A 22,232-nucleotide genomic window follows, 5' to 3' on the forward strand; every position below is an offset into this window, starting at 1 on the left:
GCTCAGCCCGCAGGTAGGGCGACACGGACTTCAAATCCGCCCGCCGGGTGATTGCGGAAGCGCACCGTGCCGCCGTGGTCGGCCACGATCTCGCGCACGATGGACAAGCCCAGTCCCAGGCCTTCCTTGCGAAGGCTGGCGCCGTGCTCCAGCCGCGTGTACGGCTGGCCCAGCCGGGCGAGGGCGCTTTCGGGGACGCCGGGCCCGCGGTCGCGCACGGTGACGAGCACGAGGCCCGCCTCGTCGCTGCCCACGCTGACCTCCACCGCCTGTCCGGCGTCGCCGTAGAACATCGCGTTGTCCAGCAGGTTGCCGAGAGCGCGCTTGAGCGCCAGCGGCTTGCCGAACACGGTCAGCGGCTCGTTCTGCAGCTCGATCGTGTGCCCGCCCATGCGTGCGTCCCGCACCATCTTCTGCAGCACCAGGTCGATGCGCAGCGGCGCGCGGTTCTCGTGGATGTCGGTGTCCTTCACAATCTGCAGGGCGGTCTTCACCATCATGTCCAGCTCGTCGAGGTCCTCGTGGAACTCGTCCTGCACGGCGGTGTCGTCCAGCAGCTCGCTGCGCAGCCTCAAGCGCGTGATCGGCGTGCGCAGGTCATGCGAGATGGAAGCGAACAGCCGCTCGCGATCGCCGATGTAGCGGCGGATGCGCTCCTGCATGTCGTTGAAGGCCTCGATGGCCTGGCGCACTTCCTGCGTGCCGCTGACGCGCAGCGGCTTGGGCGCCACGCGCCGGCCCACGAGCGCGGCGGCCTGGCTCAACCCCGCGAGCGGCCGCGTGATCGCGCGCACGGCGATCAGCGTCAGCAGCACGGCCAGGCCCAGCGCGAGCAGCTGCGGGGTCAGGCGTTGCCAGGTGAAGAACTCCAGCTGCTCCAGGTAATACGGGTCGGGCAGGGTGGTGCTGAGGTAGAGCCACACGCCGGGTTCGGTCTCGGCCTGGATGACGAGGAAGGGCGCCGGACGCTCGGCGGCGATCAGCGACGGTTCCACCCAGCTCTCCGGCAGATCGCTGAGCAGCGCGCCGCTGGGCGCCACCGCCAGACCGATGGGCGAGGCCAGCACGACGCGCACCGGCGTGCCCGGAGGGAGCTGGGCCGTCAGCTCCTGCGTGACCCGCTGCTCCAGCATGCGCGCCATCGGCTGTCCGGGCAGCGGCGCGACCGTCACCGCGGCGTTGTTGAAGAAGACCTGGAAGCGCGTGCCGCCCATGGTGCGCAGTTGCTCGATGAGCAGCGGCCGGTAGGCGGCGGGCAGTTCGCGCAGGGCCCGCACCGCGCCCATGGCGCCGCTGGTCACGTGATGGGCGGCCAGCTCGGTCTGGCGCCGCACGCGCTGCTCGATCTGGCTGTACCAGACGAGGTTGACCGTCAGTTGGACCAGCGCCAGGCCGCCCAGCATGGCCAGGACGAAGCGGCCCTGCAGGCTGTCGAACAGGAAGCTGCGGGCGCGCTGCCAGGAGGGCTCACGGCGCATGCCGCGGCGTCACGGTCGTCGAGAACACATAGCCCGAGCCGCGCACGGTCTTGATCAGCGCGGGCTGCTTGCCGTCGTCCTGCAGGCGTTGGCGCAGCCGGCTGACCTGCACGTCCAGCGAGCGGTCCAGCGGCCCCAGGTCGCGTCCGCGCGTGACCTCGGCCAGGCGGCTGCGATCCAGCACCTCGCCGGGGTGTTCGACGAGCAGCTTGAGCAGCTGGAAGTCCATGCCCGACAGCGCCGTGGCCGTGCCGTCGGGGTCGACGAGGCTGCGCTCCAGCAGGTCCAGCGTGAAGCCGTTGAAGGCGTAGTAGCGCGGCTCCCGGGTCTTCTCCTGGCCGGTGCGGCGCGTGATGGCCTTGATGCGGGCCAGCAGCTCGCGCGGGTTGAAGGGCTTGCCGAGGTAGTCGTCGGCGCCCAGTTCCAGGCCGACGATGCGGTCGGTCTCGTCCGCGCTCGCGGTCAGCATGATGACCGCCACCTCGGAGCGGCGGCGCACCGACTGGCACAGCGTGAAGCCTTCGGTGTCGGGCAGCATCACGTCGAGGATGCACAGGCTGATCTCGTCGCGGTGGCGCTCGAACTCGGCCATGAAACTGGCGCCGTCGTGGGCCAGCAGCACCTCGTACTGGTTCTTCTCGAGATAGGTCTTGAGCAGGCTGCGGATCTTCTGGTCGTCGTCGACGATCAGGATTTTTCTCGGGCTCATGGGGCGGCTTTCCTTGGGCTCAGCGCGCGCAGCAGGCCCTGCAGCTTGCGCTGGGCGGCGGCGGGGGTCTGGCTGGGGTCCAGCGCGAAGCGGTGGACGGTTTCGATGATGGCGTTCTTGCCGATCTCGCCGAAGGCCATGCGGTGCACGAGGCTGGGCACGCGCGGCGTGGCGGGGTTGGCGAAGAGATGGAAGGAGGCTTGCGCGCAGGGATCCAGCTCGTCCACCGGCACGTCGCGGCGCACGGGGATGGAGCCCTTGATGCGGTTGTAGCCCAGCTGCAGCGTGGCGCTGCCGAGCAGTTCGGCCATCTTCTCCTGGTCGGCCTGGCTGCTGCCGTTGCCGGCCAGCATGGCCAGCGTGTCGATGCTGTAGAGGTGGGCCTGGGCGGTGCCCGGCACGGCCTTGCAGGTGAAGTCGCGCTCGCCTTCCAGGCCCATGGTGCCCAGTTCGCCGCGGGCCCAGTCGCCCATGATCATCATGGCGCTGCGCTCGTTGGCGAAGTCGGCGACGACCTCGGTCCAGGGCCGCTCGCCGGGCGCCGCGCCGCTGGCGGGCAGCGCGAGGTTGCGCCAGTTGCGCAGGCGCTTGAGCGCGCGCTCCAGGGCCGGATCCTCGAAGGCGCTGAGATCGCGCTGCTCCAGCATGCGGCGGTACAGGGCCGGGCCGGCTTCGCTGAGCAGCATGGCTTCGAAGACGGTGGCCACCTGCCAGGGCTCGTCGCTGAAGGCCACCGGCGTGACGCCGGCCGCGCGCAGCTTGATGGCGGCGCGCTCCAGGCCGTCCCAGTCGGTGGGCGGTTCGATGCCATGGCGCTTGAGCAGCGCCTTGTTCAGGTAGAGGTTGTTGATGCGCTGGATGCCCAGCGGCGCCGCGACGATGTGGCCGCGCACGGTGACCTGGGCCATGACCTGCGGGAACATGACCGAGGCCCAATTGCGCCGGGCCGCCACGCCGTCGAGTTCCAGCAGCAGGCCCATGTCGGCCCACTCGTTCATGGACGCGCCGTTGAGCTGGGCCACCTTGGGCGCCATGCGGCGCAGGATGCGTTCGTTCAGCACCTTGATGGCGGGGCCGCCGCCGCCGCCGGCGACCGCGCCGTCGACCCATTTCAGGCCGTTCTCGGCCATGCGCGCGGCGACGTGATTGGCCGCGGCGCGCTCGCTGGCGGAGGTCCACCAGTGCAGGACGTTCAGCTCACCCGCGCCCTCCACGGGAGGAGCGGCCACGGTCGGCCCGGCCGCCGTGACCGCGCAACTGCAGGGCAAGACCGCCAACGCCACCATGCGCCGCATCTTGCGGGTTGCCAGCGCGGGCCAACCTTGCGTTTTGTACGAGCGCTGTAATGTTGTGTGACTCAAGGACGCCGCCAGCTGCAGAGAGGCGTGGATTGTCTTGAGCGGGGCAACGGATGGCGATTGGGGCTTTACCGCGACTTGTCAGCGTCGGACGCGCGAAAGGAAGTTCGGCTGTCCGGCCCATCGCGCACCGGTGGCTCTCTAGGAACTGGTGGAACCTGAAGCTGCCGCGCCAAAGAGAAAGGGGTCGCGCCTTTCGGTGCGACCCCTTCCGGATCTGTTGGTGGAGAGGAGGAGGATCGAACTCCCGACCTTCGCATTGCGAACGCGACGCTCTCCCAGCTGAGCTACCCCCCCAACGAAGACATTGACTATAGCAGAGATTTCACGGTGGCCGCCTTGACGGCGGGTGCTGGAACGGAGTTCGCACAAAGCGGGGCGAGTGCGGCGAGGCTCCAGGAACTCACCAGCGGCAGCCCTTGTCCCGCGCCGCATCGCGCACCAGCGGCACCACCGCCAGCAGGCCCTTGTCCGCATAGGCCTTGCGGCACTCCTGCTGGCCGGCCTCGCGCATCTTCTCGGCCAGCGCGTCCTTGTCTTCAGGCGGCTTCGGCACGGCGGAGATCACGCCCGAGGGCGTCCCGCGCGGGCGCATCGGACCACGCGCGGCGTTCAGGTCGAGGTTCAGCTTGGGTGCGTTCGGTGGCGTGGAGGCGGGGGTCGCCACGTCGTGGCCGGTACGCGCGCCCGCATCGGGCGCGCCGACGCTGGGTTGTGTCGTGGTCGGGGTCGTCGAGCCGTCGAGCGATGTGCGGTTCGCCGGAGTCGGCGTCGGGGACGGTGTGGTCGACACGCGCGGTTGTTGCGTCGGAGCGGGGGTGGGCGCGGGTGAGGCTGTCGCAGGCGGCGTCGGTGCAGCGGTAGGCGCAGGCGTTGGCGCGGGTGGCGCGATCTGCGGCGCAGGGGTCGGTGGCGTCGGCGTTGGCGTTGGCGTCGGTGCAGGTTGAGGCGCGGCTGCAGGCGCCGGAGTCAGCGGCGGCAGTTCGGCCGGCGCCTTCAGCTCCGACGGCACGGGCGGTGTCGGCGTCCGCTCGATCGGCGTGCGGTCGATCCGTCGAACGGTCGTCGGCGTCTCGCTGAGGATAGGCGCGGGGCGCTCCGGCAGTTGCAGCGTCGGCGAAGGCGCCTGCAGTGCATCGGTCGGCGCGGTGGCGCGTGCGGCGGGCGTCGTCTCGCGCGCGGGAGCGATGCGCGTGGGCGCCGTCACCGTGGCTTCGCCAGGCGTCGTCAGTGTGGTGATCGCAGGAGCCGGTGCGGGCTCGACGGCGGGCGTGGGCGAGGGCGCCGGAAGAGGCGTCGGCGTGGGCGGAGCCGGCGTTGGCGCAGGCGCAGGCGTTGGCGCGGGGGCTGGTGTCGGCGCTGGGGGAGCGGGCGTCGGTGTGGGCACAGGCGTGGGTGCCGTCGCCGCAGGCGGTGCGCTGCGATCCGCAGGAGCATCGCCCGTCAGCTCGTCACCGGGCTGCTGTTTCCATTGCCCTTGGCGCGCGGCGCCGGGCGTCTTCTGTTCTTCCGGTGTCGGGGGGCGTTCCCGTACCGCGCCGCCGGAGCGCGGCTGTTTCGCGTCGCCGACCGGTCCGCGCTCGGGCAGCACGACGGCGGGTTCGCCCGAGCCGGGTTCGTAGCGATCGCCCTGCAGTCTCACGTTCAGCGGACCCCACAGGCCTTCACCGGGTTTCGCCGCTCCCCCGGGCGCGTTGCCGATGGCCACGAGCAGCAGCACATGCAGCAGGACGGCCAGCAGCAGGGCCTGCCCCATCTGGTCGGGGGCTCGGTGCAGCGGGGTCAGGGCGGGATCGAGGACGGCGGACAAGGTGGATCGCGGAGGATCGCGGCGGACGGCGCTGGGGCGCAGCATAGCCGGGATCCACGGGCTGCCGTGTCAGGACTTGTCTTGAAGGAGGCCGCATCGGCGCGGCGGGTGCGGACCCCGTTGCGGGTGCCGCTGGCGGGCTCGGAGCCCGCTCAGGTGCCGGGATTTGCCTGGTTCAGATCGGCGCGACGCGCGCCGGTGAAACGCTTGGCCCAATACGCTTCGCGCATGTCTTCCACGCGCACCGCGCCGCCGACGCGCGGCGAGTGGATGAACTTGCCTTCGCCGACGTAGATGCCGACGTGCGAGAAGGTCGCGCGCATCGTGTTGAAGAAGACCAGGTCGCCCGGCTTGAGGTCTTCCTTCTTGATCGGCACCAGGCTGGAGAGCTTGGCCTGCTCGTCGGCGCGGCGCGGCAGGACCAGGCCCACGCTCATCTCGAAGATGTGGCGCGTGAAGCCGCTGCAGTCGAAGCCGTTGCTGACCGAGTTGCCGCCGCGCTTGTACGGCACGCCCAGGAAATTCATCGCCGACAGCACGAGGTCGGAGGCGTTGTCGCGCACCCGGTTCAGCAGGCCAGGCGCGGGGGCGTCGGCGCCCGGCGAGGCGGGCGTCGACTGCGCCTGCGCGACGATGCCGCGCTGCTGCAGGAAGCGGGCGACGGACTCGCTGGCGTTCGCGTTGCCGGCCGCGGCGCCCATCAGGGCGGTCGGCGGCAACGCGGTGTTCGTGACCGTGGCGGGCGAGGCCGGCCCGATCAGCGCGGCGGCGGTGCCCGCGGCGGCGACAGTCGTCGCGACCGCCGCGGCGCCGGCGGGCGAGCGCATCAGGCTCTGTCCGTAGGCGCCCATCATCGTGCCGGCGGGCGGCGCGGACTCGGTCTTGGCTTCCGCGACCTTCGCGTCGGCCTTCGCCGGGGTGGGCTTGTCCGCGGCCTTCGTCTCCGGCTTGGCCGAAGCGACCTTGTCGGATGCTGCCTTGTCGGCAGAAGACTTGTCGGAGACGGTCTTGTCCGCGGTGGATTTGTCCGAGGCGACCTCGGTCGCCGGGGACTTGTCCTCGTCGCCCTTGGCCTTCTTGTCCTTGCCGGCGTCCTTGGCCGTGGCCTGCTTCGAGGATTTGCCGTCCTTAGAGGTCTTGGCGGCCAGCTTCGCTTCGGCGGTCTTTTTCGCTGCCGGCTTGGCGGCGGCCTTAGCCGGCGCTGCCTTGGCCTGCGCCTTGGGCTTGTCGTGCGACTCGTTGGTGGACGAGGTCGACTGTTGCGCCCAGCAACTACCGCTGGCGACGACGCAGATCAGCCCCAGTGCGGCCATGGCGCGCTGGAGCTTCAGGTGTCGGGGAGCGGAGCGGGAAGGACGAACAGTACTCATCGGTGTTGGGCGCGGAGACTAGGCACCATCTCCGTACCGGTCAAGCGCGAATGCCCGCAGGTGCGCGCCTGGCTAGGGAAAGTCCGGGCGTGGCCACGAGACCGTTCCCAGGAAAAACCGGATTGGACCACAGGGCCCCTGCGCAAGACTGTGAACGAAAGTTTCAGAAAAGCTCCCGATGCGAGGATCCGTGCGGAATTCGCGCATTCAATACCAACATCCAAGGAGACCCTGATGACCGACACCTACGCGGCGATGTACCGGCGTTCGATCGACGATCCGGATGGCTTCTGGAGCGAACAGGCGGCGCTGATCGACTGGGAGCGCCCGTTCGATCAGGTCTGCGACACGAGCCGGCCGCCGTTCGCGCGGTGGTTCGTCGGCGGGCGGACGAACCTGTGCCACAACGCGGTCGATCGGCATGCCGCCGCGCGGCCGGACGAAGCGGCGTTGATCTGGGTGTCGAGCGAGGTCGGCCAGGAGCGCGTGTTCAGCTTCGCCGCGTTGAAGGACGAGGTCGAGGCCATGGCCGCGATGCTGCGCGAGCAGGGCGTGGGCGTCGGCGATCGCGTGCTGATCTACCTGCCGATGATTCCCGAGGCGACCTTCGCGATGCTGGCCTGCGCGCGGATAGGCGCCATCCACTCGGTGGTGTTCGGCGGCTTCGCGAGCCACGCGCTGGCCAACCGCATCGACGATGCCGAACCCGTGCTGATCGTCAGCGCGGATGCGGGCAGCCGCAGCGGCAGGATCGTGCCTTACAAGCCCCTGCTCGACGAGGCGATCCGCCTGTCCGCGCACCAGCCGGCGAAGGTGCTGATGGTCGATCGCGGGCTCAGCGCGTTCGAGCGCGTCGAGGGTCGCGACCTCGATTACGCGGCGCAGCGCGCGCGGCTGCTCGGCACCCGCGTGCCCTGCGAGTGGCTGCCGTCCGACGCCGTCAGCTACACGCTCTACACCAGCGGCACGACCGGCCGGCCCAAGGGCGTGCAGCGCGACGTCGGCGGCTACGCCGTCGCGCTGGCCGCGAGCATGAAGCACATCTACGACGGGCATCCCGGCGAGACCTTCTTCTCCACCAGCGACATCGGCTGGGTCGTCGGCCACAGCTACATCGTCTACGGCCCGCTGATCGCGGGCATGGCCACGCTGATGTACGAAGGCACACCGGTGAGTCCCGATGCGGCGATCTGGTGGCAACTGGTCGAACGTCACCGGGTGACGCTGATGTTCAGCGCGCCGACCGCCGTGCGGGTGTTGAAGAAGCAGGACCCCGCCTGCCTGATGCGGCACAACCTGTCGTCGCTGCGCACGCTGTTCCTCGCGGGCGAACCGCTCGACGAGCCGACGGCGCGCTGGATCGCCGACGCCATCGGCAAGCCGATCGTCGACAACTACTGGCAGACCGAGACCGGCTGGCCGATCCTGACGCTGGCGCGCGGTGTCGAGCCCGCGGAGCCGAAGTTCGGCTCTCCCGGCGTGGCGATGTTCGGCTATCGCGTCCAACTGCTGGACGAGCGGACCGGCGATGTCCTTGATGCGCCGAACCAGAAGGGGCTGCTCACGATCGCCTATCCGCTGCCGCCGGGCTGCATGCAGACCGTCTGGCGCGATGACGAGCGTTTCGTCCGCACCTACTGGGAGAGCGTGCCGGGCCGGCAGGCGTACTCGACCTTCGACTGGGCCTTGCGCGACGAGGACGGCTACTACTTCATCCTCGGCCGCAGCGACGACGTCATCAACGTCGCCGGTCACCGCCTCGGCACGCGCGAGATCGAGGAGTGCATCGCCGGTCATCCGGCGGTGGCGGAGGTCGCCGTGGTCGGCGTCGCCGATCAGCTCAAGGGTCAGGTCGCGATGGCCTTCGCGGTGCTGAAGGATCCGGCGGGCGCCGCGACGCCGCAGGAGGCGCTGGCACTCGAGGGTGAAATCCTCCAGCGCGTCGATCAGCGCCTCGGCGCGGTGGCGCGGCCCTCGCGGGTGCGCTTCGTCGCGCTGCTGCCGAAGACGCGCTCGGGCAAGCTGCTGCGGCGCGCGATCCAGGCCGTCTGCGAGCATCGCGACCCGGGCGACCTGATCACCCTCGACGACCCGGCCGCGCTGCAGCAGATCCGGGACCTGATGAGCTCATGAGCCGGACGGGGGCGGGTTTTCTCTGCCCCGGGATGCGGGCACGACTTTCGGGATGGGTGAGGGCGAGGACGAGAATCCCGCCATTCCAATTTCTGGAGACCTTTCGATGGCCTCGACGCATGCGTTGATCCTGGCGGCCTGCGCGGTCCTGTCCGCGCCGGCGCTCGCCCAGTCCGGGACGCGGGCGCCCGCGCTGCCCACGCCGGCGTTCCCCAGCTTCACCGACGGCAAGGCCGTCGACCAGGCGTGTGATGCCGGCCTGAAGGCCTTGAACCGCGAGGTCGCCCAGTTGGCCAGGCGCAAGGTCGACAAGGGCTGGCTCGCCGCCTACGACCTGGTCATCGCCCATCACGAGGACGCGCGATTCCCGATCGAGTTCGTCCAGAACGTGCATGCCGACAAGTCGGTGCGCGATGCCGCCCAGGACTGCGCGCTGCGCTGGACCGACTTCCAGAACGCGCTGACGCAGAACGAGAAGATCTATCGCGGCCTGAAGACCGCGCCCGCCGCGGACGCGATCGACCGCGAGCTCAAGCGCAATGCGCTGGGGATGTTCGAGGACAGCGGCGTCGGTCTGTCGAAGGACAGGCGTGCGCGCGCCAAGCAGATCCTGGACCGGCTCTCCGCGCTCGACCAGCAGTTCTCGAAGGCGATCCGCGACGCCAACATCCGCGTCGCGTTCACCGACGAGGAACTGCGCGGCGTGCCCGACGGCGTCTGGAAGGACAAGCCGCGCGACGACCAGGGGCGCCGTCTGCTCGGCGTCGACAACCCGACCTACACCGCGCTGATGCAGACCGCCGAGAGCGGCGCCGCGCGCGAACGCATCTGGCGCGCCAAGACCAACGAAGGCGGCGAGGGCAACCTCCGGCTGCTCACCGAGATCATCACGCTGCGCAAGGAATACGCCGGCCTGTTCGGCTACGACAACTACGTCGACTTCAACCTGCGCCGCCAGATGGCCAAGGACGCGGCGACGGCGGCGCGTTTCCTCGGCGAGGTCAAGGGCACCGTCCAGCAGGGCGAACGCACGGATCTGGAAGAGCTCCGCCGCGCGAAGGCGGCGCACCTGGGGACCGCGGTCGAGGCCACCACCGTGACGCAATGGGACGGCGTCTACTACGCGGAGCGCATCCGCAAGCAGCGCTTCACCGTCGACCAGGAAGCCTTCCGGCCGTACTTCCCGCCGGCGGAAAGCCTCGCCTTCACGCTGCGCGTCGTCGACCGGCTGCTCGGCGTGACGCACACGCCGGTGACGCTGCCCGGCCTCTGGCACCCCGACGTGAAGGCCTACGTGGTCAGCGACACGGCCACGGGCAAGGCGCTCGGTACGCTCTATGTCGATCCCTTCCCGCGCGACGGCAAGTACAACCACGCGGCGGTCTGGCCGCTGCGCTCCAGCAGCACGCGTCTGGGCCGCCATCCCGCCGCCGCGCTGGTCGTGAACCTCGATCGCGGCGGACTGTCGCTCGACGAGCTGGAGACACTGCTGCACGAACTCGGTCACGCGGTGCACAACAACCTTTCCAACACGCGCGACGTGTCGCTGGGGCAGTGGGCGGTGATGCACGACTTCGTCGAGGCGCCGTCGCAGATGCTCGAGGACTGGGTCTACGACCCGAAGGTGCTCAAGCTGATGGCCGAGGTCTGCCCGTCCTGCAAGCCGGTGCCGGACGAGCTCGTCGGCAAGGCCCGCGAGGCGCGCGACTTCGCCAAGGGCACGAAGTTCGGCCGCCAGCACCTGTATGCGAGTTATGACCTCGCGCTGCACGGCGCGGCGATCCAGGACCCGCTGGCGCTGTGGGCGAAGATGGAAGGCGACACGCCGCTGGGCCATGTGGCGGGCACGATGTTCCCGTCGCGCTTCGCGCACATCGCGGGCAGCTACGGCGCTGGCTACTACGGCTACCTGTGGAGCCTGGTCGTCGCGATGGACCTGCGCACGCCGTTCGCGGCCGACAAGCTCGACGCCGCCGTCGGCCGCCGTTATCGCGACGCGGTGCTGTCGCGCGGCGCTGAGAAGCCGGCGCCGGCGCTGGTGCGAGATTTCCTCGGTCGCGACTCCGACGCCAACGCGTTCTACGACGACTTGCGCAAGTAGCTCGCCCGCCAGTCGTCGCGGATGAACTGCACCACGGCGTCCTCATGGTGGAAGCCGATGATGCGGTGCGCGGCCTGCTTCACGTCGTCGCTGGCGTTGGCCATCGCGATGGCGTGATGCGCGGACTTCAGCATCGTCAGGTCGTTGACCTGATCGCCGAAGACGACGAGCTCGCGCTCATGCAACGCGTAGCGCTGCGCGAGCGTGGCGATCGCCTGGTCCTTGCTCGCGCGGCGGTCGTGCACGTTGAGCCAGGGCCAGCCCGGCATGTAGAGGTCCTCGGCCAGATGCGTGGTGACGAGGTCGCCGCAGGTGGCGAGGATCTCCGCCTGGAGCGCCTCCAGCGGCTCCGCGCGTCCGACCACCAGCAGCGTGACCAGCGGATCGTCCAGCTGGTCCTGCAGGCGATCGACCTGGCGCAGCCGCGGATCCGCGTTGCGCTGGCGTTCGGTGACGAAGCGCTGCTGTCCTTCGTTCTGCACTTCCTGCCAGAAGAGCTGGTCGCCCTTGGCGCCGTGCGTCGCGATGAAGGGCATCAGCCCGTGCCGCCGCACCAGCGCGAAGATCGCCTGGCCGAGCGCCGGGTCCATCGCGTTGACGAGCTCGTGGCGGCCGGTGCGCAGGTCGCTGATGTAGGCGCCGTTGGACGACACCACCGGCAATGAGATGGGCAGCCCTTCGAGGATGCGCGCGATGGACACCACGTGCCGCGCGCTGGCGACGGTGAAGGCCAGGCCTTCGGCCAGCAGTTCGGTGAGGCCGGCGCGCGTGGCGTCGGAGAGCCGGGCCTGCGGATCGAGCAGGGTGCCGTCGAGATCGGAGACGTAGAAGCGCATGGGTCCTGGGCAGCGAGGTCCGGGGCGCGTGCGCGCGCCGCGACAGGCGCACATCCTACGCCGCCGGCGTCCGATACTTGCCGGATGCCGCCCATGCCTTCCTCCTCGACGACGCCGCTCGACGTGCTCGGCCGCCCGGTCCTCGACGACGCCACGCGCCGCTGGCTGCCCTGGGTCGTCGCGCTGGCGTTCTTCATGCAGACGCTGGACACGACCATCCTCAACACCGCGCTGCCGGGCATGGCGCGCGACCTCGGCGAAGACCCGCTGCGGATGCAGTCCGCCGTCGTCGCCTACCTGCTGACGGTGGCCTTGCTGATCCCCGCGTCGGGCTGGCTGGCGGACCGCTTCGGGACCCGGACCGTCTTCCTGTGGGCGATCGGGTTGTTCAGCCTGGGCTCGCTGGCCTGCGCGGTCTCGCCCAGCCTGCACGTGCTGGTGGCGTCGCGGGTCGTCCAGGGCGTCGGCGGCGCGCTGCTGGTACCGGTCGGGCGGCTGGTCGTGCTGCGCGCCTTCCCGAAGGCCGAGTTCCTCGCGGTGATGACCTTCATCAGCCTGCCCGGTCTGGTCGGGCCCTTGCTCGGACCGACGCTGGGCGGCGTGCTGGTGGAGTTCGTCAGCTGGCACTGGATCTTCCTGATCAACCTGCCGGTCGGCCTGGCCGGGGCCTTCGCCTGCCGGCGCTTCATGCCGGAGATCAAGGGCCCCATCGGCAAGCGCTTCGACTGGGGCGGCTACGGGCTGTTCAGCGTCGGGCTGATGCTGATGTCGCTGGCGCTGCAGGGCTTCGGCGAGCACATGGTCAGCGTCGCCGTCTGCTTTGTGATGCTCGTCGGCGGCGTGGCCTGCATGATGGCCTACTGGCTGCATGCGACGCGCACGGACGAGCCGCTGTTCACGCCCGCGCTCTTCGCCGTGCCGACCTTCCGCATCGGGCTGCTGGGCAACGTCTTCGCGCGGCTGGGCAGCGGTGCGACGCCGTTCCTGACGCCGCTCTTCCTGCAGGTGGGGCTGGGTTTCTCGCCGAGCGAGGCCGGCCTGTCCATGATCCCGTCGGTGCTGGGCGCGATGTTCACCAAGACGCTGGCGATCCGCCTGATCAAGCGCGCCGGCTACCGCCGCGTGCTCATCGTCAACACGCTGCTGCTGGGCGTGCTGATCGCGAGCTTCGCGCTGATCCCGCGCGGCGTCGGACACGTCTGGCTGGCGATCCACCTCGGCCTGTTCGGCATGGTCAACAGCATGCAGTTCACCGCGATGAACACGCTGACGCTGGGCGACCTCGACGAACGCACCGCGAGTCCCGGCAACAGCCTGCTGGCCGTGGTGATGCAGCTGTCGATGAGCCTGGGCGTGGCGACCTCCAGCGCCTTCCTGCTGCTGTTCTCGCACGGCCTGCCGCGCACCGAGGGCGCCGCGATCGTGCCGGCCTTCCACGGCACGTATCTGGCGCTGGGCGCCATGGCCGCGCTGGCGGCGTTCATCTTCTACCAGCTGCGCCGCGACGAGGGCGCGGCCGAGGAATCCGTGCAGTCGAAGCTGACGCCCGAAGAGTAGGGCGCGTGCATCCGCAAGCGGGATCGGAGCGGGAATGAAAAAGCCACCCCGAGAGGTGGCTTTTCGAAGCTGGCGAGGGCCGCGAGGCCCGTCCGCTCAGAGCACTTCGGAGGCGAAGTCCGCGAGCCGCGAGCGCTCGCCGCGCGCCAGCGTGACGTGTCCGCTGTGGGCCCAGCCCTTGAACTTGTCGACCGCGAAGGTCAGGCCGGAGCTGCCCTCGGTCAGGTAGGGCGTGTCGATCTGCGCCAGGTTGCCCAGGCAGACGATCTTCGTGCCCGGACCCGCGCGCGTGATCAGCGTCTTCATCTGCTTGGGGGTCAGGTTTTGCGCCTCGTCGATGATCACGTACTTGTTCAGGAAGGTGCGTCCGCGCATGAAGTTCAAGCTCTTGATCTTGATCTTGCTGCGCACCAGGTCGTTGGTGGCCGCGCGGCCCCATTCCCCGGCGCCGCTCTCGCCGCGTCCCAGCACTTCCAGGTTGTCGTCGAGCGCGCCCATCCACGGGCCCATCTTTTCCTCTTCCGTGCCGGGCAGGAAGCCGATGTCCTCACCCACCGGGACCGTCACGCGGGTCACGATGATCTCGGTGTAGCGGCGCTCGTCGAGCACCTGCGACAGGCCCGCGGCCAGCGTCATCAGCGTCTTGCCGGTGCCGGCCGAGCCGGTCAGGGTGACGAAGTCGCAGTCCGGATCCATCAGCAGGTTGAGCGCGAAGTTCTGTTCGCGGTTGCGCGCGGTGACGCCCCAGACCGAGTGCTTCTGATGGCCGAAGTCCTTCAGCGTGCGCAGCACGGCGGTCTTGCCGGTGATCTCCTGCACCTTGGCGTAGAGCGGCGCGGCGCCCGGCGCTTCCAGATAGATGAGCTGGTTCACCAGCAGCGTCGGCACCAGCGGGCCGCTGATCCGGTAGAACGTGGTGCCGCCCTGCTGCCAGCTCTCCATCGTCTTGCCGTGGCGCTCCCAGAAGTCCGCCGGCAGCGCCTGCACGCCGGTATACAGCAGGTCGGAGTCTTCCAGCGTCTTGTCGTTGCGGTAGTCCTCCGCCGGCAGGCCCAGCGCGCGGGCCTTGATGCGCATGTTGATGTCCTTGGACACCAGCACCACCTCGCGGCCGGGCTGCTGCTGCTTCAGCGCCTGGACGACGCCCAGGATCTGGTTGTCGGCCTTGCCCTGCGGCAGGCCCTGAGGCAGCGGGGTCTCGAACAGCGTCGTCTGGAAGAACAGCTTGCCGCCGGCCTCGCGGTGACCGGTCTGGTCCAGCGGCAGGCCCTTGGCCATCTCCTCGATGGTGCTCGACTTGAGGCTGATCGCCAGCGCGTCCAGGTCGCGGCTGACCTGGCGCACGTTGCGGGCGACCTCGGTCATGCCCTTCTTGTGGCCGTCCAGCTCCTCGAGCGTGATCATCGGCAGGTAGATGTCGTGCTCCTCGAAGCGGAACAGCGACATCGGGTCATGCATCAGCACGTTGGTGTCGAGCACGAACAGCTTGGGATCGCCCACCGGCTTGCGCGCCTTGGCGCGGGTCGGGGCGGTCTTCTTCGCGGGCGTCTTGTCCGGGGCGGGGGACACCAGCGCCAGCGACGGCGAATTGCCGCCGCGGGCTTCCACCGGCGGCTCCGTGCGCGCGCGGGCGTTGGCCGCCGGCGGCAACGCGGACGCTGCGACGGGAAGGCTGGCCTCGGGCTCGTTCCTGCTGGCGGTCCGGTTCGCGGCGGTCGGAGCGACGGTCCGGGTGGCAAGGGGGGCGGACGCTCTGGCCTCGTTCTGCGGGAGGCGTTTGCTCGGCGACAGATCGGTCGCGAAGGCGTCGGAATCTAGGCGGCTGGCGCGCTTGGTCGGAGGCTTGGGCAGTGGCATGTGCGGGGGTGACGGGCTTGCGTGATGAGCCTGGGGCTATGCGGACCAGGGGTCATGCCCCGGGCCTGACGGGCGCTGGCGATGCCGGAGGTATCGGCGGCATCGGTGGCCTCGAACTCGCATGCGGACCCCAGAAGGCAAAAAGCCGCACCGGGGCCGGTGCGGCTCGTCTTCGGGAATTCATTCGCTGCGATCAGGCACAGGGGCATGCGACTGATTATGCACAACTCCCGGCCTCCGCCCGTGACGGACGGAAGAAGTTCAGGAACAGGTCAGGCCGCTTCCTTCTTGAGGGCCTTGACGGCCTTCAGGACTTCCTCGACGTGGCCGGCGACCTTCAGGCCGCGCCACTCTTCGCGCAGGATGCCCTGGGCGTCGATCAGGAAGGTCGAGCGCTCGATGCCCTTGACCTTCTTGCCGTACATGATCTTGTTCTTCACCACGCCGAACATGTGGCAGAGTTTCTCTTCCGTGTCGGCGATCAGTTCGAAGGGCAGTTCCAGGTTCTGCTTGAACTTGTCGTGCGAGGCCATGTTGTCGCGGGATACTCCCAGCACGACGGCACCGGCCTTGACGAATTCCTTGTGGTGGTCACGGAACTGCATCGCTTCGGTCGTGCAGCCCGGGGTGTTGTCCTTCGGGTAGAAGTACAGCACCACGACCCGTCCCAGGAATTCCTTGGGAGTGAACTTCACGCCTCCCGTGGCAAGAGCTTCAATGTCCGGGAGGGGTTTGTTGAGCGCTGGCGTCATGTGGCGTTCTTCAGAGAGATGTGCCCGGGTGGGCATAGCCATCGATTATACGTTGAATGGGTCGTTGCCCGCCCCCTCTGACATGGACGAGTCACCAGCCTCCCAGGGTGAGGGAGGAAAGCCGAAGCGGCGGCCGGGTTCGCGAGCGCCTGAAGGCGGGCCTTGCTGACTCGATCAGGTCGGTGTCAGGCCTCGATCAGCAGGGCGGCCAGCACCGCGCGACCTTCGCTGGCCAGCACGTTGTAGGTGCGGCAGGCGGCGCCGATGTCCATCGTTTCCATGCCGATGCGGGCCTGGATCAGCGCGCGGTGCAGCGCGGGTTTCGCGAACCGGAGTTTCGGGCCGCTGCCGAAGATCACGAGTTCCGGCTTGAGTTTCAGGATGCGTTCGAAGTGCGCCTCGGTGAGGTCCTCGAAGCGGCTGACGTCCCAGTTCTCCGGCTGGCCCTGCCACGGTACCAGCACGCTGTGGGCCTGCTCGACGCCATTGACCCAGACGTGGTTCAGGTCGTGGGCCGAAATCATGTTGCCGCCTAGCGGCTGGTCGGGTTGAAATTTCATTGAGGGTGATTCTGGCAGCGACGGAGGGTGGGTCCCCGCGGGCGTGGGATTACCCGCGATAACCCTGTGTTTAAATCGATGGCCCGATTTTCCCCTGTGTGTTCCCCCGGTGGAACCATGAAACCTCGCCCGGAGCCATCTTGAGAACCGTCGCCAAGTCCAGCAAGCTTTCCAGTGTCAGTTACGACATCCGCGGGCCCGTGCTGGACAAGGCGCGGCAGATGGAGGAAGAGGGCCAGAAGATCATCAAGCTCAACATCGGCAACACGGCGGTGTTCGGGCTGACGCCGCCGGACGAGATCGTCCAGGACATGATCCGCAACCTGGCCGACGCCGGCGGCTACACCGACAGCAAGGGCCTGTTCGCGCCGCGCAAGGCGGTGGTGCACTACACGCAGGAGAAGGGCGTGCGCGGCGTGACGGTGGACGACGTCTACCTCGGCAACGGCGCGTCCGAGCTGATCCAGATGGCGATCAACGCGCTGGTCAACGACGGCGACGAGATCCTGATCCCGTCGCCCGACTTCCCGCTGTACACGGCGGTCGTCGGCCTGTCGGGCGGCCGCCCGGTGCACTACCTGTGCGACGAAGGCACCGGCTGGCTGCCGGACCTGCAGGACATCGAAGCCAAGATCACGCCGCGCACCCGCGGCATCATGGTCTGCAACCCCAACAACCCGACCGGCGCGCTGTACCCGGACGACGTGCTGCTGGGCATCATCGAGATCGCGCGGCGCCACGAGCTGATCGTCTTCGCCGACGAGATCTACGACAAGACGCTCTACGACGGCAACACCCACACCAGCATGGCCAGCCTGGCCGACGACGTGCTGTTCGTGACCTTCAACGGCCTGTCGAAGAACTACCGCAGCTGCGGCTACCGCGCCGGCTGGATGGTGGTGTCGGGCGAGAAGCGCCATGCCCGCGACTACATCGAGGGCCTGAACATGCTGGCCTCGCTGCGCCTGTGCGCCAACACGCCGGGCCAGCTCGCGATCCAGACGGCGCTGGGCGGCTACCAGAGCATCAAGGACCTGGTCGCGCCGACCGGCCGCCTGTGCCACCAGCGCGACCTCGCGTACGAGCTGCTGACGCAGATCCCCGGCGTGAGCGTCGTGAAGCCGAAGGCCGCGCTGTACATGTTCCCCCGCCTCGACCCCAAGATCTACCCGATCGAGGACGACCAGCAGTTCGCCTACGAACTGCTGGCCGAAGAGAAGGTGCTGATCGTCCAGGGGACGGGCTTCAACTGGCAGGCCCCCGATCATTTCCGGCTCGTGTTCCTGCCCAACACGGACGATCTCCGTGAAGCCATCGGCCGCATCGAGCGATTCCTGGCGCAATACCGCAAACGCCACGGACGCTGACCTCCCGACCTTCTGAAAGACAAGACGATGAACCCGATCAAAGTTGGCCTGCTGGGCATTGGCACCGTGGGCAGCGGCACGTTCCAGGTGTTGCGCCGCAACCAGGCGGAGATCCGCGGCCGCGCGGGCCGCGGCATCGAGATCGCGATGGTGGCCGACCTGGACGTGGAGCGCGCCCGCAGCATCGTGGGCGACGCCTGCACGGTGGTGTCCGACGCGCGCGAGGTGATCGCCAATCCGGAGATCGACATCGTCGTCGAGCTGATCGGCGGCTACGGCATCGCGCGCACGCTGGTGCTGGACGCGATCAAGGCCGGCAAGCACGTGGTGACGGCCAACAAGGCGCTGCTGGCGGTGCATGGCAGCGAGATCTTCGCCGCGGCGCGCGAGCAGGGCGTGATGGTCGCCTTCGAGGCGGCGGTGGCCGGCGGCATCCCCATCATCAAGGCGCTGCGCGAAGGCCTGACGGCCAACCGCATCGAGTGGATCGCCGGGATCATCAACGGCACGACCAACTTCATCCTGTCGGAGATGCGCTCCAAGGGACTGGACTTCGCGACGGTGCTGAAGGAGGCGCAACGGCTGGGCTATGCCGAGGCCGATCCGACCTTCGACATCGAAGGCGTGGACGCCGCGCACAAGGCGACGATCATGGGCGCGATCGCGTTCGGGATCCCGGTGCAGTTCGAGCAGGCGCACGTCGAGGGCATCACGGCGCTGCAGGCGACCGACATCAAGTACGCGGAGCAACTGGGCTACCGCATCAAGCTGCTGGGCATCGCGCGCAGAAGAGACAACGGGATCGAGCTGCGCGTGCATCCGACGCTGATCCCGGCGGGCCGGTTGATCGCGAACGTCGAAGGCGCGATGAACGCGGTGCTGGTGCAGGCCGACGCGGTCGGCACGACGCTGTACTACGGCAAGGGCGCGGGCGCGGAGCCGACGGCCTCGGCGGTGATCGCCGACTTGGTCGACATCACGCGCCTGGCGACGGCCGATCCGGACCACCGCGTGCCGCACCTGGCCTTCCAGCCGGACGCGATGAACGACACGCCGATCCTGCCGATGGCGCAGGTGCAGACGGCGTTCTACCTGCGCCTGCGGGTGGCGGACCAGGCGGGCGTGCTGTCGAGCATCACGACCATCCTGGCCGAGCATGAAATCAGTATCGATGCCGTGCTGCAGCGCGAGTCGGCGGAAGGCGAAAGCCAGACCGACCTGATCATCCTGACGCACGACACGCAGGAAGGCCGCATGAGCGAGGCGCTGGCGAAGATGCAGGCGCTGACGACGGTGCTGGCGCCTATCGTGAAGCTGCGCAAGGAAGAGCTGGCGTGAAATACCTCAGCACCCGCGGCGACAAGACCGAGCGCCACTTCTGCGACATCCTGCTGGAGGGCCTGGCGCCCGATGGCGGGCTGTACCTGCCGGTCTCGTACCCGCAGATCGATACGGCCACGCTGGCGCGTTGGCGCGGCCTCTCGTACGCCGACCTGGCGTTCGAGATCCTGTCGCTCTACATCGACGACATCCCCGCCGCGGACCTGAAGGCGATCGCGCACCGGACCTACACCGAGGCCGTCTTCGGCACGCCGCAGATCACGCCGCTGAAGCCGCTGGAGCCAGGTCTTGCGCTGGTGGCCCTGTCCAACGGTCCGACGCTGGCGTTCAAGGACATGGCAATGCAGCTGCTCGGCCAGCTGTTCGAGTACGAACTGCAGCGCCGCGGCGAGACGCTGAACATCCTGGGCGCGACCTCCGGCGACACCGGCAGCGCCGCCGAGTACGCCATGCGCGGCAAGGCCGGCATCCAGGTCTTCATGCTGAGCCCGCACGGCCGCATGAGCCCGTTCCAGCAGGCGCAGATGTTCAGCCTGCAGGACCCCAACATTCACAACATCGCCGTGCAGGGCGTGTTCGACGACTGCCAGGACATCGTCAAGGCGGTGTCCAACGACCTCGAGTTCAAGCGCGGCCACCGCATCGGCACCGTCAACTCGATCAACTGGGCGCGGCTGCTGGCGCAGGTCGTCTACTACTTCGCCGCCTACTTCCAGGCGACGAAGACGGACGGCGAGCGCGTGAGCTTCACCGTGCCGTCGGGCAACTTCGGCAACGTGTGCGCGGGCCATGTGGCGCGCCGGATGGGCCTGCCCATCGAGCGTCTGGTCGTGGCGACCAACGAGAACGACGTGCTCGACGAGTTCTTCCGCACCGGCGTCTATCGCCCGCGCGGCGCGGAGCACACGCTGGAGACCTCCAGCCCGTCGATGGACATTTCCAAGGCCAGCAACTTCGAGCGCTTCGTGTTCGACCTGCTGGACCGCGACGGCGACCGCGTGAAGCGGCTGTTCGGCGAGGAGCTGGCCTTGAAGGGCTTCTTCGAGATCACCGCAGAGGAGCGCGCGCGCATCGGCGAGCGCTACGGCTTCGTGTCGGGCCGCAGCACGCATGAAGACCGCGTGGCGACGATCCGCCTGTGCCATCAGCAGTACGGCGTCGTCATCGACACGCACACGGCGGATGGCCTGAAGGTCGCGCTCGCCAAGCGCGAGCCGGGCGTGCCCATGCTGGTGCTGGAAACGGCGCTGCCAGCCAAGTTCGCCGTCACCATCGAGGAAGCGCTGGGCATCGTGCCGCCGCGCCCGGCCGCGCTGGCGGATCTCGAATCGCGTCCGAAACGCGTCAGCGTGATGCCGGTCTCGGTGGAACAGGTCAAGCAGTTCATCGTCGACCATGTCTGACGCGACGAACGCCCCGGGGACTTCGGCGGCCGGTGGTGCTGCAGGCGCCGGTGGCGCCGCTGTGCGCGCGCCGATGATGCCGATGGAGGAGGCGCTGGAGCGCCTGCTCTCGCAGGTCACCTCGCTGGGGCGGACCGAGTCCGTGACGACGCCGCTGGCGCGTGGCCGAGTGCTGGCGCAAGACCTGGTGTCGCCGCTGGACGTGCCGCCGTACGACAACAGCGCGATGGACGGCTACGCGATGCGCGCGGCCGACGTCGCGGCGCTGGGCGGAGAAGGCGCGGTGCTGCCGGTGTCGCAGCGCGTGGCGGCGGGCTCCGTGCCTCAGCCGCTGCAGCCCGGCACGGCGGCGCGGATCTTCACCGGCGCGACGGTGCCCGAAGGCGCCGACTCGGTGTTGATGCAGGAGCAATGCGAGGCGATCGCCGATGCGGCGGACTCAACCGGCGCGACGCGCAGCTTGGGTCAGGTGCGCATCCATGGACCGTTGACGGTGGGCCTGCACATCCGCCGTCGTGGCGAGGATCTGCGCGTCGGCCAACCGGTGCTGAGCGCCGGCATGCGCCTGAACGCGGCCTCGCTGGGCCTGGCCGCGACGGCCGGCGCGGCGGCGCTGACGGTGGCGGCACGGCCGCGCGTCGCGCTGTTCTCGACCGGCGACGAGCTGGTGCTGCCGGGCCAGCCGCTGGGCCCCGGCCAGATCTACAACTCCAATCGCACGACGCTGCACGCGCTGCTGCTGGCGATGGGCTGCGAGGTGCGCGATCTGGGCATCGTGCCCGACTCGCTCGAAGCGACCCGCGCGGCACTGCGCGAGGCGTCCAAGGACGCGGATCTGATCCTCAGCTCGGGCGGCGTGTCCGTCGGCGAGGAAGACCACCTGAAGCCCGCGCTCGAACACGAAGGCCGCCTGGACCTGTGGCAGATCGCGATCAAGCCGGGCAAGCCGCTGGCGTTCGGCGAGGTGACCAGCACCGGCGGGCGCACCTGGTTCATCGGGCTGCCGGGCAATCCGGTGTCGAGCTTCGTGACCTTCCTGCTGTTCGTCCGCCCCGTGCTGCTGCGGATGCAGGGTGCGACGCAGCTGACGCCGCGCGCCTTGCCGCTGCCGGCCGAGTTCACCTGGACGAAGGCCGACAAGCGCCGCGAGTTCCTGCGCGCGAAGCTGAGCGATGCGGGCGGGCTGCAGCTGTTCGGCAACCAGAGTTCGGGCGTGATGAGTTCGGCGGCCTGGGCCGACGGCCTGATCGACCTGCCGCCGGGCGCGACGGTGGCGCCGGGTCAGGTCTTGCGCTTCATCCCGTTCAACGAGCTGTTCTGACGAGTCGACCCGAGATGACCATCACCGTGCGCTACTTCGCCTCGCTGCGCGAGGCCCTGGGGACCGACGAGCGTTTCCCGCACCAGGCCGGCGCGACGCTGGGGACCATCCGCGATGCGCTGATCGCCAGCGACGCGGCGCACGCGGAGGCGCTGGCGCGCGGCCGCGCGATCCGTTGCGCGCTGAACCAGCAGATCCTGCCCGAGGACACGCCCGTCGAGGACGGCGCGGAAGTCGCGTTCTTCCCGCCGGTCACGGGCGGTTGACTCCGGGGTCCTT

At 69.1% G+C, this 22,232-nt stretch carries 17 protein-coding genes and 1 tRNA gene; 8 read left to right on the top strand and 10 right to left on the bottom strand.

The features are described 5' to 3' along the window. Positions 1–2 precede the first annotated feature (2 nt). From ABE85_RS04060 to ABE85_RS28700, 6 genes are all read right to left on the bottom strand, one after another. The gene (locus ABE85_RS04060) at positions 3–1,478 is read right to left on the bottom strand and encodes an ATP-binding protein (protein ID WP_067270229.1); all 1,476 of its coding nucleotides are present in this window, start codon (positions 1,476–1,478) and stop codon (positions 3–5) included. Beyond that, entirely contained in the window at positions 1,468–2,187 is a 720-nt protein-coding gene (locus ABE85_RS04065) for a response regulator (protein ID WP_067270231.1), read from the bottom strand. Before ABE85_RS04065 ends, ABE85_RS04060 begins: the two co-directional genes overlap by 11 nt. Further along, positions 2,184–3,416 (bottom strand): ABC transporter substrate-binding protein, encoded by a 1,233-nt coding sequence (locus ABE85_RS04070; RefSeq protein ID WP_067281809.1) that lies wholly within the window; start codon positions 3,414–3,416, stop codon positions 2,184–2,186. The genes ABE85_RS04065 and ABE85_RS04070 overlap by 4 nt, the downstream gene beginning before the upstream one ends. 350 nt (positions 3,417–3,766) lie before the next feature. Continuing rightward, positions 3,767–3,842 (bottom strand) — tRNA-Ala (locus ABE85_RS04075). Positions 3,843–3,948: 106 nt separating this feature from the next. Beyond that, a complete protein-coding gene (locus tag ABE85_RS27875; protein WP_067270233.1) occupies positions 3,949–5,400 on the bottom strand; it encodes a hypothetical protein in 1,452 nt (483 codons plus the stop codon). Between the two features lie 107 nt (positions 5,401–5,507). Further along, positions 5,508–6,668, bottom strand: a complete 1,161-nt coding sequence (locus ABE85_RS28700; protein WP_310732599.1) for an NlpC/P60 family protein — start codon at positions 6,666–6,668, stop codon at positions 5,508–5,510. Positions 6,669–6,959: 291 nt separating this feature from the next. Here ABE85_RS28700 and ABE85_RS04090 point away from each other — a divergent pair, with 291 nt between their 5' ends. Both ABE85_RS04090 and ABE85_RS04095 read left to right on the top strand, forming a co-directional pair. Continuing rightward, entirely contained in the window at positions 6,960–8,858 is a 1,899-nt protein-coding gene (locus ABE85_RS04090) for a propionate--CoA ligase (protein WP_067270235.1), read from the top strand. Positions 8,859–8,964: 106 nt separating this feature from the next. Then, positions 8,965–10,959, top strand: coding sequence for a M3 family metallopeptidase (locus ABE85_RS04095; RefSeq protein ID WP_067270236.1), 1,995 nt, complete (start codon positions 8,965–8,967; stop codon positions 10,957–10,959). Here the strand turns inward: ABE85_RS04095 and ABE85_RS04100 are convergent. Further along, positions 10,938–11,795, bottom strand: coding sequence for an HAD family hydrolase (locus tag ABE85_RS04100; protein ID WP_067270237.1), 858 nt, complete (start codon positions 11,793–11,795; stop codon positions 10,938–10,940). The two genes, ABE85_RS04095 and ABE85_RS04100, sit on opposite strands and share 22 nt — an antisense overlap. Positions 11,796–11,888: 93 nt before the next feature. On the opposite strand from ABE85_RS04100, the gene mdtD reads away from it, so the two are divergent. After that, on the top strand, positions 11,889–13,352 hold the full coding sequence (gene mdtD / locus ABE85_RS04105) for a multidrug transporter subunit MdtD (RefSeq protein ID WP_067281816.1): 1,464 nt from the start codon (positions 11,889–11,891) through the stop codon (positions 13,350–13,352). A gap of 96 nt (positions 13,353–13,448) precedes the next feature. On the opposite strand, the gene ABE85_RS04110 is transcribed toward mdtD, so the two are convergent. The 3 genes from ABE85_RS04110 to ABE85_RS04120 all read right to left on the bottom strand — a co-directional run bounded on the left by ABE85_RS04110 (position 13,449) and on the right by ABE85_RS04120 (position 16,521). Beyond that, positions 13,449–15,209 (bottom strand): PhoH family protein, encoded by a 1,761-nt coding sequence (locus ABE85_RS04110; RefSeq protein WP_067270238.1) that lies wholly within the window; start codon positions 15,207–15,209, stop codon positions 13,449–13,451. Positions 15,210–15,481: 272 nt separating this feature from the next. Then, positions 15,482–15,961, bottom strand: a complete 480-nt coding sequence (locus tag ABE85_RS04115) for a peroxiredoxin (protein WP_067270239.1) — start codon at positions 15,959–15,961, stop codon at positions 15,482–15,484. A gap of 185 nt (positions 15,962–16,146) precedes the next feature. After that, the gene (locus ABE85_RS04120; RefSeq protein WP_067270240.1) at positions 16,147–16,521 is read right to left on the bottom strand and encodes an Mth938-like domain-containing protein; all 375 of its coding nucleotides are present in this window, start codon (positions 16,519–16,521) and stop codon (positions 16,147–16,149) included. 140 nt (positions 16,522–16,661) lie between these two features. On the opposite strand from ABE85_RS04120, the gene ABE85_RS04125 reads away from it, so the two are divergent. From ABE85_RS04125 to ABE85_RS04145, 5 genes are all read left to right on the top strand, one after another. After that, complete coding sequence (locus tag ABE85_RS04125) at positions 16,662–17,888, top strand: pyridoxal phosphate-dependent aminotransferase (protein ID WP_067270241.1); 1,227 nt, start codon at positions 16,662–16,664, stop codon at positions 17,886–17,888. A gap of 27 nt (positions 17,889–17,915) precedes the next feature. Continuing rightward, the gene (locus tag ABE85_RS04130) at positions 17,916–19,226 is read left to right on the top strand and encodes a homoserine dehydrogenase (RefSeq protein WP_067270242.1); all 1,311 of its coding nucleotides are present in this window, start codon (positions 17,916–17,918) and stop codon (positions 19,224–19,226) included. Further along, positions 19,223–20,632, top strand: a complete 1,410-nt coding sequence (gene thrC, locus ABE85_RS04135; RefSeq protein WP_067270244.1) for a threonine synthase — start codon at positions 19,223–19,225, stop codon at positions 20,630–20,632. The genes ABE85_RS04130 and thrC overlap by 4 nt, the downstream gene beginning before the upstream one ends. A 73-nt stretch (positions 20,633–20,705) precedes the next feature. Next, complete coding sequence (gene glp / locus ABE85_RS04140) at positions 20,706–21,953, top strand: gephyrin-like molybdotransferase Glp (protein WP_197507337.1); 1,248 nt, start codon at positions 20,706–20,708, stop codon at positions 21,951–21,953. Positions 21,954–21,967: 14 nt separating this feature from the next. Beyond that, positions 21,968–22,219 carry a MoaD/ThiS family protein gene (locus ABE85_RS04145; protein WP_067270247.1) on the top strand — a complete coding sequence of 84 codons (252 nt, stop codon included), beginning with the start codon at positions 21,968–21,970 and terminating at the stop codon, positions 22,217–22,219. The last annotated feature ends 13 nt before the right edge of the window (positions 22,220–22,232 follow it).

This window comes from Mitsuaria sp. 7, from assembly GCF_001653795.1.
In the GTDB taxonomy this organism is placed as follows: domain Bacteria; phylum Pseudomonadota; class Gammaproteobacteria; order Burkholderiales; family Burkholderiaceae_C; genus Roseateles.